Annotated in this window: 15 protein-coding genes and 1 pseudogene; 5 read left to right on the plus strand and 11 right to left on the minus strand. The window is 68.6% G+C overall.

Features of this window, described 5'->3' with window-relative positions; translation table 11 throughout:
• The first annotated feature begins 68 nt into the window (after nucleotides 1-68).
• Nucleotides 69-212 carry a hypothetical protein gene (locus ACSG06_RS07750; protein WP_440990311.1) on the plus strand — a complete coding sequence of 48 codons (144 nt, stop codon included), beginning with the start codon at nucleotides 69-71 and terminating at the stop codon, nucleotides 210-212.
• 41 nt (nucleotides 213-253) lie between these two features.
• On the opposite strand, the gene dpsA is transcribed toward ACSG06_RS07750, so the two are convergent.
• Nucleotides 254-784: a DNA starvation/stationary phase protection protein DpsA gene (gene dpsA / locus ACSG06_RS07755; RefSeq protein WP_440989690.1), complete on the minus strand. Its 531-nt coding sequence runs from the start codon at nucleotides 782-784 to the stop codon at nucleotides 254-256.
• A gap of 194 nt (nucleotides 785-978) precedes the next feature.
• Here dpsA and ACSG06_RS07760 point away from each other — a divergent pair, with 194 nt between their 5' ends.
• A complete protein-coding gene (locus ACSG06_RS07760; protein ID WP_440989691.1) occupies nucleotides 979-2,406 on the plus strand; it encodes an aldehyde dehydrogenase family protein in 1,428 nt (475 codons plus the stop codon).
• A gap of 152 nt (nucleotides 2,407-2,558) precedes the next feature.
• Here the strand turns inward: ACSG06_RS07760 and ACSG06_RS07765 are convergent, their stop codons facing one another.
• From ACSG06_RS07765 to dgoD, 4 genes are all read right to left on the minus strand, one after another.
• On the minus strand, nucleotides 2,559-3,836 hold the full coding sequence (locus ACSG06_RS07765; protein WP_440989692.1) for a hypothetical protein: 1,278 nt from the start codon (nucleotides 3,834-3,836) through the stop codon (nucleotides 2,559-2,561).
• Between the two features lie 58 nt (nucleotides 3,837-3,894).
• A complete protein-coding gene (locus ACSG06_RS07770; RefSeq protein WP_440989693.1) occupies nucleotides 3,895-5,223 on the minus strand; it encodes a hypothetical protein in 1,329 nt (442 codons plus the stop codon).
• Between the two features lie 72 nt (nucleotides 5,224-5,295).
• Nucleotides 5,296-6,597 (minus strand): hypothetical protein, encoded by a 1,302-nt coding sequence (locus ACSG06_RS07775; protein WP_440989694.1) that lies wholly within the window; start codon nucleotides 6,595-6,597, stop codon nucleotides 5,296-5,298.
• Between the two features lie 59 nt (nucleotides 6,598-6,656).
• A complete protein-coding gene (dgoD, locus tag ACSG06_RS07780; RefSeq protein WP_440989695.1) occupies nucleotides 6,657-7,805 on the minus strand; it encodes a galactonate dehydratase in 1,149 nt (382 codons plus the stop codon).
• Nucleotides 7,806-7,878: 73 nt separating this feature from the next.
• Here dgoD and ACSG06_RS07785 point away from each other — a divergent pair, with 73 nt between their 5' ends.
• Complete coding sequence (locus tag ACSG06_RS07785; protein ID WP_440989696.1) at nucleotides 7,879-8,304, plus strand: DUF7988 family protein; 426 nt, start codon at nucleotides 7,879-7,881, stop codon at nucleotides 8,302-8,304.
• Between the two features lie 13 nt (nucleotides 8,305-8,317).
• Here ACSG06_RS07785 and ACSG06_RS07790 read toward each other — a convergent pair whose 3' ends face one another.
• Complete coding sequence (locus ACSG06_RS07790; protein WP_440989697.1) at nucleotides 8,318-9,133, minus strand: enoyl-CoA hydratase/isomerase family protein; 816 nt, start codon at nucleotides 9,131-9,133, stop codon at nucleotides 8,318-8,320.
• 83 nt (nucleotides 9,134-9,216) lie between these two features.
• Between ACSG06_RS07790 and ACSG06_RS07795 the strand changes: the two genes are divergently transcribed.
• Nucleotides 9,217-10,587: an NAD(P)/FAD-dependent oxidoreductase gene (locus ACSG06_RS07795; protein ID WP_440989698.1), complete on the plus strand. Its 1,371-nt coding sequence runs from the start codon at nucleotides 9,217-9,219 to the stop codon at nucleotides 10,585-10,587.
• Between the two features lie 17 nt (nucleotides 10,588-10,604).
• On the opposite strand, the gene ACSG06_RS07800 is transcribed toward ACSG06_RS07795, so the two are convergent.
• The 4 genes from ACSG06_RS07800 to ACSG06_RS07815 form a co-directional block, all read right to left on the minus strand.
• Nucleotides 10,605-11,678 (minus strand): hypothetical protein, encoded by a 1,074-nt coding sequence (locus ACSG06_RS07800; protein WP_440989699.1) that lies wholly within the window; start codon nucleotides 11,676-11,678, stop codon nucleotides 10,605-10,607.
• Nucleotides 11,679-12,287: 609 nt separating this feature from the next.
• Complete coding sequence (locus ACSG06_RS07805) at nucleotides 12,288-13,187, minus strand: cupredoxin domain-containing protein (protein WP_440989700.1); 900 nt, start codon at nucleotides 13,185-13,187, stop codon at nucleotides 12,288-12,290.
• A gap of 18 nt (nucleotides 13,188-13,205) precedes the next feature.
• Complete coding sequence (locus ACSG06_RS07810; protein WP_440989701.1) at nucleotides 13,206-14,231, minus strand: methyltransferase; 1,026 nt, start codon at nucleotides 14,229-14,231, stop codon at nucleotides 13,206-13,208.
• Between the two features lie 143 nt (nucleotides 14,232-14,374).
• Nucleotides 14,375-14,746, minus strand: coding sequence for a winged helix-turn-helix transcriptional regulator (locus ACSG06_RS07815; protein ID WP_440989702.1), 372 nt, complete (start codon nucleotides 14,744-14,746; stop codon nucleotides 14,375-14,377).
• A 282-nt stretch (nucleotides 14,747-15,028) separates the two neighbouring features.
• Between ACSG06_RS07815 and ACSG06_RS07820 the strand changes: the two genes are divergently transcribed.
• Nucleotides 15,029-15,469, plus strand: coding sequence for a YybH family protein (locus ACSG06_RS07820; RefSeq protein WP_440989703.1), 441 nt, complete (start codon nucleotides 15,029-15,031; stop codon nucleotides 15,467-15,469).
• Between the two features lie 24 nt (nucleotides 15,470-15,493).
• On the opposite strand, the pseudogene ACSG06_RS07825 reads toward ACSG06_RS07820, so the two are convergent.
• A pseudogene (locus ACSG06_RS07825) lies at nucleotides 15,494-17,164 on the minus strand (lipopolysaccharide biosynthesis protein).
• Nucleotides 17,165-17,170 lie beyond the last annotated feature (6 nt).

Consider the following 17,170-nt stretch of genomic DNA (forward strand, 5'->3'; position numbering starts at 1 on the left):
TGAATCCTCTCCCCGTCGTTTAGGCGAACCAAAACCATTATAGCTTTAGGCCCGCCTAATCCCTGGTAATGAGTCAGATGCCGCGGCAGGATTCCACCGAGGAAACCGTCGTCAGGGCCAACGAGACCGCCCCCGGGAAGGTCGTCTTCTCCGAGGACGACAACACGGACGCGTGGATCGCGACGGACCTGACGGTCGACGTCCAGCGATAACGGAAGAACTGCGGTCGGTTCGACGGGCGAGTCGACCGATTCTACTGCTTCAGCGAGTCGTCCTCGAGGTAGTGCTCGAGGTGGTGGACGTTCTCCTCGAGCTCGGTGAGTTCCTCGCGGAGGATGTGCGCCGTCGCGTGGTCGCCGAGGTTCTGGGCGACCTCGATGTGCTCGCGCATCGTCTCGATGATGTCGCCGCCCATCTCCAGATCGTTCTCGAGCGAGGTGCGGATGTCGTAGACGTCCTCGTCCTCGGGTTCGACGGGCGAGCGCTCGGCGAGGGCCTGCATCCCGGCGACCGGGACACCGCCGAGGGCCTGGAGACGCTCGGCCTGCTCGTCTGCGGCCGCCTCGAGGTCCTCCGCGAACTCGCCGAGGAAGATGTGGAGGTCGCGGAACTCCGCGCCCTCGACGTTCCAGTGGTGCTTGCGGATCTGGTGGTAGAACGTGTACGTCGCGGCCAGGTCGGTGTTGAGCGCGTCGATGATCTGCTCCGCCTTCTCGACGTCGAGCCGTAGCGAACTCTCCTCGACTGTACCCGCCTCCTGAAGGACCGTCTTCTGGGTGCTCATTGCAACTACAGGTTCGCTCGCCACCCACTTAAAAGTTCACACTAATAAAATAATTCTTTGGCTATCCTAAACTCTGTTTATCGCTACCGGACCATTTGGGGACGGAAAGCGAACACCGGATTCTTTACTCACGCTTTCAGGCTCTTTATTCGCCCATGAGTAAATTTTTGTGCTCCGGCTCCGTTACAGTGAGTATGGCTACCAGAACCGCACAGCGAAAGGAACGGTTGCTCGTCGACGGCGAGTGGGTCGACGGCACGGACGTCATCCCGGTGACGGACCTCGCCGACGGCGGCCACTTCGCGGAGGTCGTCGCCGCCACGCCCGAGCAGGCCCAGGACGCCCTCGCCGCCGCCCAGCGCGCGGAGGCGACCATGCGCGAGACGACCATCGTCGAGCGCGGGGAGTGGTGCGAGGAGATCGCGGACCGGCTCGAGGCCCGTACGGAGGAGATCGCCGAGGTCATCGTCCGCGAGGCCGGGAAGCCAATCTCCAGCGCCCGCGGCGAGGTCGGCAGCGCGGCCGAGCGCTTCCGGCGCGCAGCCGAGGAGATCCGGCACATCAAGGGCGAGTTCCGCGAGGGGACCACCAGCGGCCACGAGGGCTGGGAGGCCGTCGTGAAGCACGAGCCGGTCGGCACCGTGCTCTGCATCACGCCGTACAACTACCCCCTGGCGACGACGGCGCTCCAGGTCGCGCCCGCGCTCGCCGCAGGCAACAGCATCGTCCTCAAGCCCGCGACGAAGACGCCCGTCAGCGCGGCCATCCTCGCCGACGTGATGCGCGACGTCGTCCCCGAGGGGGCCATCAACCTCGTCACCGGCCGCGGCTCCGAGATCGGTGACGTCCTCGCCGGCGACGACCGCGTGAACGCCATCGCGATGACCGGCTCCTCGGGCGCCGGCAAGCACGTCGCCTACGAGTCCGGGATGGTCAATCTCCACATGGAGCTCGGCGGCAACGCCCCCGAGCTCGTCTTCCCCGACGCCGACCTCGACGAGGCCGCCGCGGCCGCCGCGAAGGGCTCCCTGAAGTACGCCGGCCAGCGCTGCTCGGCCGTCTCCCGCGTGCTCGCCCACGAGGAGATCCACGACGACCTCGTCGCCCGCATCGACGACGCGATGGACGACTGGACGCAGGGCGACCTGTTCGACGAGGACACCGACCTCGGCCCGCTCATCTCCGAGGACCAGGCGGACTGGGTCGAGGAGCTCGTCGACGACGCCCTCGAGAAGGGCGCGACGCTCGTCCGGGGCGGGGGCCGCGACGGCCTGACCTACGAGCCGACGCTTCTGGCGGACGTGCCCCACGACGCCCGCATCCTGCAGGAGGAGCAGTTCGGGCCGGTCTGTGCGGTCACCTCGGTCGCGGACGAGGACGAGGCCGTCGACATCGCCAACGGCGGCGACCTCGCGCTGGACGCCTGCGTGTTCACCGCCGACTACGACCGTGCGATGCGGCTCGCGGACGTCATCGACGCCGGTGCAGTCCGCATCAACGGTGCGCCGAGCCACGGTCTCGGCGACATCCCGTTCGGGGGCAACCGCGACTCCGGCATCGGCCGCGAGGGCATCGACGCCTCCATCCACGCGTTCATGCGGAAGAAGAGCATCGTGCTCTGAGGCGTCCGCGGACATCTCTCCGCGAGTTCTTGGAAGTGCGAAGCAATCTCTCTCGCCATCGTCGCAGCTCCACCCAGCCGCCGCCTCGAGGTCGTTTCCACGGTCGATTCGCTGACAGCCCCGCGTGAAAAGACGCTACCTGGTGACGGTCATCAGGGGAGCACGAAGCTCGCGATGACCTGCTGGCTGTCGCCGTCGCCCGACCAGACGAGTCGGATCTCCGCCCCGTCCGCGGCGCCGCTCACGTCCACCGTGGTCGACGACCCGGCCGTGATCGTCTCGCCGTCCTCCGCGAACCGGACGGGCTCCTCGACGCCGTCTATCTGGATGGTGAGTCGACTCGCGTCGACCGCGTCTCCGCCCTCGTGGACGATGGTCACCGTCTCGGCGTCGTCGTCGTATTCGAAGCCGAACATGACCTGCGGCACGGCGGTGTCGTTCGACCCCGTGTTGCTCCCACCGCCACCGAACAGCGAGAACTCCTCGGTGGCGAGCGCGGCCGTCGTCGAGACGACACTCCCGTCGACGCTACCCTCGAAGTCGCTGTAGGCCATCGGCGTGGCGTCCTCCTCGAGGTACGTCGCGAAGTCGGCCGCCGCCGGCACGGAGTCCTCCGGGTAGACCGCGGTGGCGGTGAACGTCGTCTCGTCGGCCCCGATCTCCCAGGCGTAGACGAGCGTCTCCGCACCGGAGAGGAGGTTCTCACCGCCGCCGACCGCCGCCGCAGGGTCCGTACCGATGACGCGGATGTGTGCATCCGCGGTCCGTTCGTACAGCGTCGCGACGTCGTCGTTCGCATCGGCGAGCCGGGCCGCGTCCCCGGCCGCGGCGTCGACCAGTGTCTCCACGGTGTCGCCACGCCCCCGGACCATGACGTCGCCCTCGACCGCGATCGTCAACCCGGTGTCCGAACTGTCGCCGTCGGCACTGGCGTACAGCGTCGCCGACCCGTGGCTCCCGGTCTCCTCGAAGCCCGCGTCCACGACCGCGCTGCCCAGCTCGTCGCCGCTCATGTCCGTCCGGACGACCACCGCACGGACGGTCTGGATGGCGATGGCCGACTGGAGGCGGTCGTCGGGGACGATGGGGTCCCGGCCACCCGTCACCATCCCGCGGACCGCGCTGTCGTAGAGGCCGGCCGTGAGCGAGTCCTGCATCCCGCGGAGGGCCGCGAGGTCGGTGTGGTAGAACGCCACGGACTCGGTCCCCAGCGCCTCGGGGGTGGGGACCCAGTCGACGAGCGCCGGCACCGACCCGGTGTCCTCGTTCGAGGTCGTCTGCTGGGCGGTCGGCGTGGCGGTCGGTGTCGCGGTCTCGTCGTCGTCGCCACCGGTGTCGCCACCGTCGTCGCCGAGACAGCCCGCGAGGGCCAGGGCGGCGGTCGTCGATCCGAGGCCAGCGAGAACTCGTCGTCTGGAGGGATTTCGCATACAGTATTCTCTCGAGAACGGATGTAAAAAACCTGCTATCCGTCGCGCCCGCTCCCGGTTACTCGCGGTCCGACGCCGACGACGGAACGACCGACTCCGCGACGATCTGGGCGGCGTCACCGTCGGCGCTCGTCCAGATCACCTGCACCGCCGCGCCGCGCTCGACACCCGAGATGTCGACGGTGATGGCGTCACCGGCGGCGAACGTCTCGTGTTCGTCCGCGAACTGGGTGTCGGCGCGGGATTCGGCCACGTTGACGTGCAGCCGCGCGGCAGCGACGGAGCCCCCGCCTCCGTTGGCGATGGTCACGGTCCCGGCGTCCATGTCGTAGTCGAACTCGAACTCGATGACGGGCGCGCCGTCGCCGTCGTCTGGACTCCCGTTCGAGAAGGGGGCGAACCGACCGGTGTCGACCGACGCGGTGACGGTCCGGACGGAGCCGTCCACGGTCGGTTCGAACCCTGCGTACCGGTCGGTCGGGAGCTTCGACCGGACGAACGACGAGAACTGCTCGGCGGTCGGTCCCTCGCCGTCGCGGACCGTCGAGACCGCGGCGAACTCGGTCTGTTCGGCCCCCACCGTCCAGGTGAACGCGAGGGCGGTGACGCCGGGAAGGTGGTTCTGCGTCGCGCCCACGACCGGGGGGCCGACCGCCCGGATGTGGCTCTCGTCGACCCTGTCGTACAGCGTCGCGTGGGGGTCGCTGACCTCGAGTAGCCGGTCTGTCGCTCCGGCCCGGGCGTCGAGGACGGTCTCGACCGAGTCCCGACCCGGCTCGCCGGCCCCCTGGACGAGGACGCCGTCGACGACGGCGACCGTCTCGGGCCACTCCCGGCTCGACATCCGTGTCGAGGGGTCCTCGCCGGTGGTGGTCATCACCTCGGTCGACGGGTCGTCGTCGTCCGTCTCGTCCGTGGGCATCTGCGTCGTCGGGGCCGGTCCGTCGCGCCGGGAGTAGAGCGGCACATCGCCGTACGTGGCCACCTCCGAGAGCCCGGCGTCGGTGAGCGCGGCAGTGAGCTGGTCGTCCGAGCGGTCCGTCCGGACGAGGACGACCCGTTCCTGGACCATCTGCACGACCTCCTCCACGTGTTCGGTGGCGAGGTACTGCCCGAACCTGCCGGTCAGCACCGTCTCCACGAGGTTCCCGAACGTGCTCGCCGGCAGCGCGTCGCGGTGCTCCCCGACGGCAGCGACGTCGGCATCGTACAGGGTGATCGCGTCGCTCCGGGACGCGGACGGTGCGGGGAGCCAGGAACGGAACTCGCTGGCCGGTGGCGCATCGGACGGCCCGTCGAAGCCATCGTCGAGACAGCCGGCGAGCGCTGCCGTCGCGCCGACCGACCCGACGCCCGCAAGTATCTCTCGCCTGGAGGGACATCGCATGGAAGACATGTCCGAAACCGGACCGAAAAGGCTGGCGAAAAGCCGCGGGCCGAGACGGGTCGACCGGGAGGGTCAGGGAACGGACGACTGGGCCAGAACGGCTGTGCTTCCCTCGCCGGACCAGGTGACGAACACGTCGGTTCCGCTGTCGAACCCGGAGATATCGACGGAGATCGAGTCACCGGCCTGCAGCTCGTCGTACTCGTCGGCGAACTGGACGTCGGCCGGGGTCTCCCCGATGATGAGCGTGAGGTTCGACGTCGTGACCGCGTCGCCGCCATCGTGTGCGATGGTCATCGTCCCGGCATCGAACTCGAAGACGAACTGGACGGCCGGCGCCGCCGTGCCCCCACTCCCCGATTCACCGGGCGTCCCGGCACTGAGGAGGTCGAACTCGTCGGTCGCGATGTCGGCTCGCAGGAGGACACTCCGCCCCTCGACCGACGTCTGGACGTTGCTGTAGTCGGAGAAGGCGGCCTGTCCGGTGAGGTAGTCGGCGAGCGCAGACTCGTCGGCGGTCCGGCCCTCGGTGTACGTCACGGCGATGGCGATGTCCGACCGGTCAGCCTCGAACTCCCACCCGTAGCCGATCGCGGACGAGTCCTCGAGCGACGGGTCGTTGGCGGTGTTGCCCTCGGGGCGCTCCGCGACGACGAGCAGCTCCGTCTCGCCGACGGCATCGACGACGGACCGCACCTCACCGTTGTTCGACAGGAGTCTGGCCGTCTCGCCGGAGCGAGCCGCCAGCACCGCCTCGACCGCGCTCGACGCGTTCGAGCTGAACGACTGGACGACGACGCCATCGACGACGGCGACCGTGGAGGGCGTGCTGTTCACGCTCCCCTCGTAGATGGTGGCGTCGCCACGCGTGGTGGTCTCGGAGAGCCCGGCATCGGTGAGCACCGTGGCGAGTTCGTCGTCGTTCATCGACGTCCGCAGGACGATGGTGAACGCGGGGACGATCTGGACGACGTGCTCCCGACGGTCGGACGGGACGAGGTCAGCGAGCTCCGCCCCGAGCAGGCTCCGCGTGACGCGCTCGAAGGTCCCGTCGTAGAAGTCGTCCTCGTGCTCGGCGAGGGCGGTGAGGTCGGCCTCGTAGTAGCTCGTCGCCTGGAGGTCGAACTCGAACCCGTCCGTGACCGGTATCCACCGGGCGAGCTGGTCGGCACCGACCGGTTCACCGGAGCCGCTGGTGTCGGTCCCCTCGTCGGTCGTCGGTTCCTGTGTCGTGGTCCCGTCCGTCGACGGCGCCTGCGTGTCGGTCGGTGTGCTCTCGTCGGTCCCCTGGTCGGACGAACAGCCCGCGAGTGAGAACGATGCGGCGGCAGCGCCCGTGGCTGCGAGGAGGCGCCGTCTGGAGGTCTCTTTCATGCAGAACCGTACGCGAGTGGACGTAAAGGTCTTCTGACCTGTCTGAGCCGACGTATCCCTCACCACTCGGCGACGCTGCCGTCCGCGCGTCGCCAGACGGGATTGTGCCAGTCCGGCTCCCTGCTCGCCCTCGCGAGCGCCTCCTCGTCGATCTCGACGCCGAGACCGGGGCCGTCGGGGACCTGGACGAAGCCGTCCTCGTAGTCGAAGACGGACGGGTCCCTAACGTAGTCCAGCACGTCGGCGCTCCCGTTGTAGTGGATGTCGAGGCTCTGCTCCTGGATGAGCGCGTTCGGCGAGACAGCGTCGACCTGGAGACAGGACGCCAGCGCGACCGGGCCGAGGGGACAGTGGGGCGCGAGCGAGGCGTCGTACGTCGCGGCGAGGTCCGCGATGCGCTTGCACTCGGTGATGCCCCCCGCGTGGGAGAGGTCCGGCTGGACGACGTCGACCGCGCCCGCCTCCAGCAGCGGCCTGAAGTCGGTCCGGTGGTAGCACCGCTCCCCGGCCGCGATTGGCGTCGAGGTCCGTTCGGCGATGCGGGGCAGTGCGTCGGCGTGCTCCGGGGCGACGGGTTCCTCCACGAAGAACGGGTCGTGCGGTTCCAGCGCCTCCACGAGCTGTTTCGCCATCGCGACCGTCGCGCGGCCGTGGAAGTCCACCCCGACATCGACGTGCGGCCCGACGGCCTCGCGGACCACGCGAAGCCGGTCCGCTGCTGCCTGCACCGTCGCGGGGGAGTCGATGCGCTCCAGCTCCGGCGTCGCGTTCATCTTCAGCGCGGTGAACCCGGCGTCGACCTGCTCGCGCGCGGCATCGGCCACCCCCTCGGGCCGGTCCCCGCCGACCCACTGGTACACCCGGACGCGCTCTCTGACCGGCCCGCCGAGCAGTTCGTGGACCGCCGCGCCGAACTGCTTCCCGCGGATGTCCCAGAGCGCCTGGTCGATGCCGGCGAGCGCGGACGAGAGGACGGGCCCGCCGCGGTAGAAGCCGCCACGGTACAGCCGTTCCCAGTGGTCCGCCACGGGAAGGGGGTCCTCCCCGAGCAGGTAGTCCTCGACCAGTTCCTCGACGGCGGCCCGGACCGTGTGGGCCCGTCCTTCGACGACCGGTTCCCCCCAGCCGACGGTGCCGTCGCTGGTCTCCAGTTTGAGGAACAGCCAGCGGGGCGGGACCGGATACAGCTCGTAGTCGACGAGTTCCATCGACTCGGCGGTGGGCTGCCCGCTACTTGGACGTACCGTTGCGGTTTTGTCCGGGCCCGTCGAACGGCCGGGCGTGACAGCCGACGCTGCCGGCCGTGCACGCGAGCACGTCCTCGACGAACACGCGGACCTCGTCACCGACCTCGGCGACTGTGCGGACCGGGTCGCCGCGGCCTGGAAGACGCCGCCGACCGACCGGGCAGGCGTCGTCGTACCCCTCCGTACCGTCCTCGCAGACTCAGGCGCACTCGACGGGCTCCCGATACTGCTCGCCGACGCGGTGGAGGCGGCGGGCTACGACCTCCAGGCACGGCCCGTCGCCGCGCCGCCGTACGTCGCGGTGACGAGCGTCGGCCCGGTCTGCCGGGCGACGGTCGCGGACGGGCGGCTCGTCGTCACGTTCGAGCTGTTCGAGCTGGACCGGGCCGGCGACGCGGCGACATACCGTCGGCGCGACTGCCCGCCGATGGAGAGCGTGGTGGTCGAACTGCGGGACTGACCGACTCTCTCCACTAACGGCCCTCGAAGTCGGGCTCCTCGTCGCCGAAGAACGCCTCGTAACCGGTCGCGTAGTCCGCGCTCCCGGAGAGACGGGTGATCGTGTCCTTCTCTGCGGCGAGCTGGGCCGGCAGGTCGCGGTCCTCACCGCGGGCCAGCAGCCGCTTGATGTTCGCGTAGGCTCGCGTCGGGCCGTCGGCGAACTGCCGTGCGACCTCGTCGACGCGGGCCTCGAACTCGTCGTCCGGGACGGCCTCCGTCGCGAGCCCCTCGGCAGCCGCCTCCTCGGCGGAGATGGGCTCGTCCAGTAGCGCGAACTCTCGGGCGCGTCGGTACCCGAGCAGCCGCGGGAGGAACCAGGTCGAGCCGCCGTCACCGGAGAGGCCGATGCGGGTGTAGGTGAACTCGAAGCGCGCGTCCTCGTGGGCGAGCACCACGTCGGCGGCGAGGGCGAGACCGAGCCCACCGCCGGCCGCGACGCCACCGACGGCCGTCACGGTCGGCTTCTTCGCCGTCGCGAGCGTCTCGACGGTCTTGTGCAGGGGCGTGGCGACCGAATCGAGCCGCTTCCGGTCGGTCTCGTCGCCCGCGAACGAGCCGAGGTCCGCGCCGGAACAGAACGCCGGCCCGGTACCGGCGAGGACGAGACAGCGCACCTCGTCGTCCGAAGCGAGCTCGACGACTGCAGCACGGAGGTCCCGTGCCGTCGCCGCGTCGAGGGAGTTGTACGCGTCCGGCCGGTCCAGCGTCACCCGGCCGACACCGTCCTCGCGCTCGACGGTCACGTTGTCGTACTCCGTGGCTCCCGTGTCGTCGGATTCGTCCGTCATGCGCGGACCTGCGGGGGGCACCGTGAAAAATCCGCCGAGGCGGTTCAGGGGGTTTAATACGCCACCATGAAACCACTCAGGGTATGGAACACGTGGACGTGGCCATCGTCGGCGGCGGTCCCGCCGGGACCAGCGCCGCCATCGAGGCGGCCTCCCACGGTGCGGACACCGTGGTGCTGGAGAAGGGCGTCCCCCGCGCCGACCGCGAGGGACTGGGCCCCGACTCGACCGACGCCGCCGGGATGCTCGACTACTGGATCGACATCATGGACCTCGACGTCTCCGAGCTACCCGACGGCGTCGTCCTGCAGGAGCTAGACGGCGTGGACTTCATCGGGCCGGCGACGACGACCCACATGAGCAGCACGGGCATCGACTCGTCGTACGACCGGTTCGGCTTCACCTTCCAGCGCGCCCGGATGGACGACTGGCTCCGCGAGCGCGCCGAGGACGAGGGTGCGCAGTACCGCGTCGGCGTCTCGGTTCGGGGCGTGGACTCGGACCTCGACGAGGAGTACCGCCACACCGTCCACCTCGCCGACGGCGAGGACGTGGCGGCGCGGTACCTCATCCTCTCCGACGGGCCGCAGCGTACCGTCACCATCCCGACGCTCGACCAGTTCCTCCCCGAGGGGCGCAGCGTCGCCGACGTGATGGCCTCGACGAAGGCCAACCACATCGCCTACCAGGAGCACCGCAGAGTCCCCGAGGAGGTGTTCGAGGAGAACAACCTCAAGTTCTGGTGGGGCTGGATGCCGGGCGAGACGGCCTACCCGTGGATCTTCCCGAACGACGAGAACATCGCCCGCATCGGACTGACGATGCCCATCGGGATGACGCTCGACGACGTGGAGAACCCCGACGCCTACCGCCTGCTCGAACCCGAGGACGAGAGTCTCCCCCGCGCCGGCGAGTACATCCGCCGCCTGCTCGAGATCGAGTACGGCGACGAGTACGACATCGAGGAGGACTTCCCGCTCGTCGAGGACCGCGGCAAGTCCGGGGGCACGGAGACGTACCCGATCTCCTCGACGAAACCGATAGACTCGCCCGTCGAGGCCGGCGTCGCCGTCACCGGCGGTGCGATGGGGACCACCTCCGCGTTCCACGAGGGCGGCTACCACGTCGCCTCGCGGTCCGGCAAGCTCGCCGGCCGCCTCGCCGCGGTCGACTCCCTGCACCGCTACAACGACGTCTGGAAGAACATCATCGGCGAGGAGCTCGTCCGCAACCTCTCCTTCGCGGACATCGTGAAGTCCTACGAGCCCGACGACTGGGACCGCACGTTCGGCATCGCGAACAAGCTCATGTCCGAGTCCGCCCACGAGCTCATCGAGACGAGACTCTCCGGCGGCCTCGCCGGCCTGAAGCTCGTCTACCAGTACAAGAAGCGCAAGCGGAGCTTCCTGAAGAACGGCTACGTCCAGATCCGCGAGGACGAGTACACGGTCTGACGGTCCGACCGACCGCGTCAGAAGACGCTGTTCTTGAGGTAGGTCTCGAGCAGGAAGATGCCGATGGGGAGCAACAACGATCCTGCGAGCTGCAGCAGGATGTCTATCTGGATCGGATACAGTCGCACCTTCTGGTAGTCGGTGTTGGTCTCCCGAACCTCCCGGATCTGTAACCGCCTGTTGAGCTCGGATAGTTCGTCGTCTGCACCGCCCCGGGCGCCGGCTTTCAGCGCGTCGATCCGGCTCTGCAGCTCCGACAGCTTGGCGTCCCGGACCGTTGCCGCGGCCCGGTTGATTCGGTACGTCGGGTAGATGAAGGTCAGGAGCAGGGTGAGGACGTACACACCCGTCACGAAGAAGACGAGGAGCTCGCTTCCGGAGCCGGCGCTGAACTGCAACGACAGCGGGATGAACAACGACGCCGACGAGAAGACGAGCGTCGTCCTGATGGAGAAGTAGCCGACGGTGCTCAACCCACCCAGCTGGTCCGGGTGGAGTGGCTGGATGTCGAACTCCAGGTCCGAGACCTCACGCATCAGCAGGATCGTCGTGACCGGCCCCTTGAACCCCGGCTCGGCGAGCACGAGTCCGATGTAGACGGCCCAGAGGTAGGTGAGATAGAGGAACAGACGGCCGTAGGCGTCCATGCCCTGTTCGAGCAACACGGGCGTTCCCGCCCAGCCACCGACGAGCAACAGTACCGCCCAGAGGATACCGATCGAGAGTCTGTAGTCGGCGTAGAACTCGTTGTACCGCCGCGAAACCGCGGAGAGGTGTGCCTCGTCCGAGTAGATGTCCCGGAACTTCGCGAAGAACTCCGGGATCACCCGCTCGTCGTAGTACCAGATGAGGAACGGTGAGACGTTGATCCACACCTGTCCCAGGAAGGAGGCGAAGAGGAAGCCGGCCGATAGCGCTCCCCAGCTGGTCCACAGGTAGATGGCGGTGATCACGTTCCAGGGTGTCCCGAACTTGAGTATCCCGGTCAGCAGCGGTCCGGTGTCGAACCCGAGGACCCCCCCGGCGCACTGCTCGCTCACCCAGTGTGTGGCGTAGTCGAACTGGTGGTCGTCCGTCTCGTTCTCAGCCATGATGGTGTTGCTCCACGCTGACGGTGCCCCCGTCGCGTACCACTACACGGCTCGACGACATGGATAAAAATTCTGGGCGTTCGGCTGTCGGCCCCATCCGCGACACGGCGACCGACTGTCGAAACTTGGCGCGACGGGCCGCTCGGGGAGTCGATACACCGTCCGACCCGCAAGACCTTACCGCGTCCGTCGGCTACCCACTCCTGCGTGCCACTAGTCCCCGCCCGAGCGCACCCGTTTCGGGAGCGATGAACCGGCGGAGAACCCAGGCACGCGACAGTGCGCCGGCCGCTCTGCGGCCCGCCGACCAGGTTCACGCCGGTCGGCACTCGGCAGTGCTGGCACACTGCCCGCCCGGCACGAGGGTTTCCCGGTCGACGCGGCACGCCGCCACGGGATGAGACCGGTCGTTAGTGTTCCGGGCGCACATTTCACCCATCTCCAGTGACGATGCTCTCTCCGCGTGGTTTCGGGCGGTTCCGGAGGCGGCCATCCACGTCCGGCGGACGAATAGAACGGCGGAGCGGAGGGACCCATCGTCAAGGCGTACAGGGCCGCTGTGGAGGGCAGCGTGGCCAAGCGCGCACGCCTGGGCGGCGGTCACCCTGTCTACTCCTGGTGCGCCCCACCGTTGATGCGGTCGATGTCGGCGAGCACCGTCTCGAACGACACGGTCCCGTCGCCTGACTGGATGTTGCCCGGATCGAGCGCCGGCGTGGCGAGTACCTCCTGTGGAGTGAGCCACGCCCATTCGAGGTTGAGGTTCTCGCCCGGTTCGCTGTAGTGCTCGAGCTCGCCCTCGAGGAACTGCTGGCTGAACGGGGCCAGCAACGGCGGTGGACCCGGCTCGTTCGCGAAGTCGTCCTCGTACGCCGGCACGTCGCTCTCGCTCATCTCGCCGACGACGATGCGCATGGCCATCCCGAGGATGTGGTGTGGCGCACAGAACACGTCGTACAGGCCCGGCTCGTCGAACCGGTAGAGCCACGCGCCCTCGAAGCTGATGACCGGCGAGGAGAACGGCGGCACCCCCTCGGGGACACGCCGCTGGTAGCCGTGGCCCGGATGGTACGCCGTGACCGAGTGGTCGGGGGTGGTGGCAGTGAACTGGACGATATCTCCGGGCTCGACCGCGAGCCCCGTCGGCTCGAAGTGGAACAGTGGCCCGTGGACGGTGGCAGGTGGCTGCCGCGGCTCCCAGGGCGTGCCCTCCTCGACGTGCAGTTCGACCGTGTGGTCCGGCTGGAGCTCGTCCGGGACGCTGTCCGCGTTCGGCGTCGCGTAGCCGTAGAGCGGATCGATGGTCTGCTGACTCCCGTCGGGGTCGGCGGTTACGGTCGAGCTGCCGGCCGCGGTGAGCGCGGTCCCGGCCCCGAGCGCCCACAGCAGGGCCCGCCGGCCGACGTCGGGCAGCGACCCCGACTGGTCGACGGTCCCCTCGGACACCGTGCTGTCTGCTGTCGATTCGCCTCCGCGTTCGGCCGCGTCGGTATGCGTCTCATCTGACATTGTTCTGTGGTGAGTCACTCACTTCCGTGCCACGACCATCGTGTCCGGCCCGGGCAGCGGTCTGGCCTCGCCACCCTCGAAGCCGGCCCGATGGAGCCACTCGATGCAGCGCCGGGGCGTGTAGTCCGAACCGTTCGGCGTCTCGATGAGCATGTTCAGGCTCATGAGCAGCGGCAACGCGTCCTCCCGGCGGTCGTCGTCTATCATCGTGCCGTAGACGACGACGGCACCGCCGGGCTCGACCGCCTCGTACACCTTCGAGAGGATGGTCCGCGTGTCGTCGTGCGACCAGTCGTGGAGGATGTGGCCGAGGACGTAGACGTCGGCCGCGGGCAGCGCCTCGTCGGCGAAGAAGTCGACGGTCCGGAACTCGATGCGGTCGGCGGCAGGGCTCTCCTCGGTGAAACGCCGGAAGTGCGGTTCGATGCGTGGGAGATCGGCACCGATGGCGCGGACGTGGTCGTTGACCTCGGCGACCCGGCGCGGGACGACACCCTCGCTGGTCCCCAGGTCGACCACCACCTCGTGGTCCGTCCAGGGGAACTCGTTGGCGATGACGTCAGCGGCGGCCATGCTCAGGCTGGTCATCGCGCCGACGAACTGCTCGAGGAGCTCGTCGTCGTGGTAGACGACGCCCTCGAACGGATGGGTCTCGCCGTCTTCGAGTTCGTTCTGGGGGCGACCCGTCCGGAGTGCGGTCTCGAGGTCGTCCCAGAACGGGTAGAGGCGGTCGTCGACCATCTCGAACCAGCCCGCAAAGGACGTCGGTTTCCCCGCCACGAGGAACGCCGATGCCTCCGGCGTGTTGCGGTACTCGTACGCCTCGCGCTCCAGCAGGTCGAGAGCGACGAGAGCGTCGAGGAAATCACGGGAGCTCCGTGGATGCAGCCCGAGCGCGTCCTCCAGCTCCTCGACGGTGCGCGGCCCGTTGCGTTCGAGCTCGGTGAAGACGCCGAGACTGGTGGCACTCAGCAGCGCCTTCGCCGCCCAGAATCCCTGGCCGAGCTCGAGGACTCGTTCCGGTGTTGGCTCGTCTGCGGACATGGCTGGTACCTCGGTGGTCTCGGTGACCACGGCTGGAACTATCGCGACCACCAGATGTATAATTTTTGTGATAGTAATGCAACCCGGTGGGACCAGCGCTACCGGCTAACCGGAGGTAACCGCCACCGGTCCGACGCCTGCGGTCACTCCCTGACCTCGACGGCGGGCATCTCCGCCGCGGTGTACTCGAACGCCCAGTCCTCGAACGCCTCGAACACGGTCTCGAGTGCCGCACCCGGTTCGGTCAGGTCGTAGTAGGTGGCGATGGGCCGGTCCTCCAGCCGCCGCGTGACGAGCTCCTGGTCCTCGAGTTCCTCGACGACCCTGGAGAGCGTCGACGAATCCGCGGTCGTCGTCTCCTGCAGTTCGCTGAACCGCTGTTCGCCGTGCAGATGGAGGCTCCGGAGGACGGCGAGTCGCCACTTGGAGCCGACGATCTCGAACGCTCTGGCGACTGGGCAGACCTCGAACAGGTCCTCGTCGGGGTCGGGTTTCGGTGGGTCGTCGTAGTCCATGGAATGTTGTATGCTACCATGGCACGCATCAAAAGTGTGTCCCGATTGGTCGTCGGAGAGACGCGAGCGAGCGACCCCTGGTCCGTTCGTCGTCGAGCGGTGCACCACCACGACGTGTCGCCATCGGGGTGGAACCGCACGGTCCGGAGGGCGCTCCCTGAACCGGTATGGCGTTGTTTCGGGCGGCCCGTGGGTCGTCACGACTCCCGGACAGAGCCCTATCTGGTCGCTGTCATGCTAACTGTGCTATAACAATCACCTCGTCGCGCGTCGGGAACCGGGATGACAGCGACACATACCGACGCGGCGGTCACCGACGCGTCGGACCGATTCTACGATGCGCTCGAACGGATGGCCAACGGGGATGCGGAGCCGATGTCCGCGGTCTGGTCCCACGGCGACGACGTGACCACCATGCACCCCATCGGTGGGCGGGAGGTCGGGTGGGATGCGGTCGCGAACTCGTGGGCCTCGGTCGCCGAGCTGGCGACCGACGGGCGCGTCACGCGGGGGGACCAGCTCGTCCGCGTCGTCGGCGACCTCGCGTACGAACTCGTCACCGAACGCGTCGACATGACGCTCGGGGGTGAATCCATCGACGCGGAGTACCGGGCCACGAACGTCTACCGCCGCGAGGACGGCGAGTGGCGGGTCGTCCACCACCACGCCGACCTCGACGAGGAGTTCGTCGACATCGTTCAGCGACTGGCCGGCGGTGAGTGAGTTCGGTGGGTTCGGCGCCGGGTCCTACGGATCGTTCGAGGGCTGTGAACGACGGTCGCCGACGGTCGCAGCGACTCCGTCACGGTACCGGGCGGCCAGCCCGGTGACCACGAGCCGGTCGCGGTCGTTGACGCCGAGCAGGAGGAGTGTGCCGACGTAGGTCACGGCCCCAAGCGCGACCCCGACTGCGACCCCACCGAACCCGGGGAGTGACTCGCGGACGAGGAGCATCACGCCCACCGTCGCACCACCCGCGCCGAGCGGTTTCAGGAACGTCGCGTCGAACGGCCAGAGCCCCTCGAATCGTCGCAGGAGGAACACCTGGATGCCGTTCTGGACCGCGATGGCGACGGCCGTCCCGAGCGCGGCACCAGCCAGCCCGAACTCGCGGACGAACGCGAACGTCAGGAGCGTGTTCAACACGGCGAGCAGCCAGTCCAGCGCCATCCGTGCGTACTGGTGGTCGGTCATCATCAGCAGCCAGCCCGTCGCACCGACGGCGCTGCCGACGAGGACGCCACCGAGGTACACCACCAGGGGAACGTAGCCGGCGGTGAAGTTCGAGCCGAACACCGAGAGGATGGCCTCACCGTAGACGACGAGTACGGCGAGGATGGGGACGACGCAGGTGACGATGAGCCGCGTAACCGCCGAGTAGACCGCGTTCAGCGTCGTCATCTCGTCGTCTGCGTACAGCCCCGAGGCGACCGGTGGCAGGAGCATGTTGAACGAGAGCAGGGGGATCCACGCCAGCGACACGAGGACGAGCACGACGTTGTACACCCCGGCGGCGCTCGCGGTCAGCAGGAAACCGACCAGCATGACGTCGACCCGGTTCTGGAACACCTTGCCGAGGCTGCTCAGCGCGATGGGGCCGGAGTGGTTGTAGAACCGCCGGGCCTCCGAGCGAACTCCCGAGAGGGCCGGTCGGATGCCGGTCGCCGAGACGACCACCGGGAACCCGACGAGCGCGAGTCCGGCCATCCCGAGGACGAACGCGCCGGCGACGCCGACGACCGAGTAGCCGAGCACGAGCGCGCCCACGGCGCCGACCAGCCTGACCGCCGGCCGGAGCACCCGGTTGAACAGCACCTCGCCGCGGGCCGACCGCATCGCCCGGAGGACGCCGGCGTGGATGTTGACCAGCCCGACGAGGAGTATCAGCGCGGCGAACAGCCGCACGGTCGGCGGGAACTCCGGGTGAGAGACCGTCGTACGGTTGAGCCAGTCGCCGCCGACGACCAGCCCGCCGGCGAGGACGAGGCCGACGACCACCGTCGTCAGGTACGCCAGCCCGACCACCCGGCCCTGGCGGTCGGGCTCGCCGTCGTAGGCCGAGAGGTACCGCTGGAGCGTCCCGACGGAGCCGAAGTTCACCAGCCTGAACAGCAGCTGGGCGACCCGTCAGGCGAACGCGTAGACCCCGTAGACGACCGGGCCGAGCCCCTGGGCGAGGGCGTACTCCGTCCCCGTCGTCAGCGCCCGCTGGAGGGACTGGCCGCCGGAGGTGACGACCGCGCCGTGGCCGATGGTCAGCAGGGCGTCGCGCTCGTCGTCGGGGATATCGGTTTCGGAGGTGTCGTCGCTGGCTGGCTCGGGGACCACTGTGGTGTCTCGGTCTCTCGGCTGCGTCGCGCATAAGTCGCCTGATTCCGCCCGGGGGTGGTTCGGCAACCGACTGGTCGGCCGGACCATTCATGC

Origin of the sequence: Haloarchaeobius baliensis (genome assembly GCF_052060055.1) — an archaeon.
Classification (GTDB): Archaea; Halobacteriota; Halobacteria; order Halobacteriales; family Natrialbaceae; genus Haloarchaeobius; species Haloarchaeobius baliensis.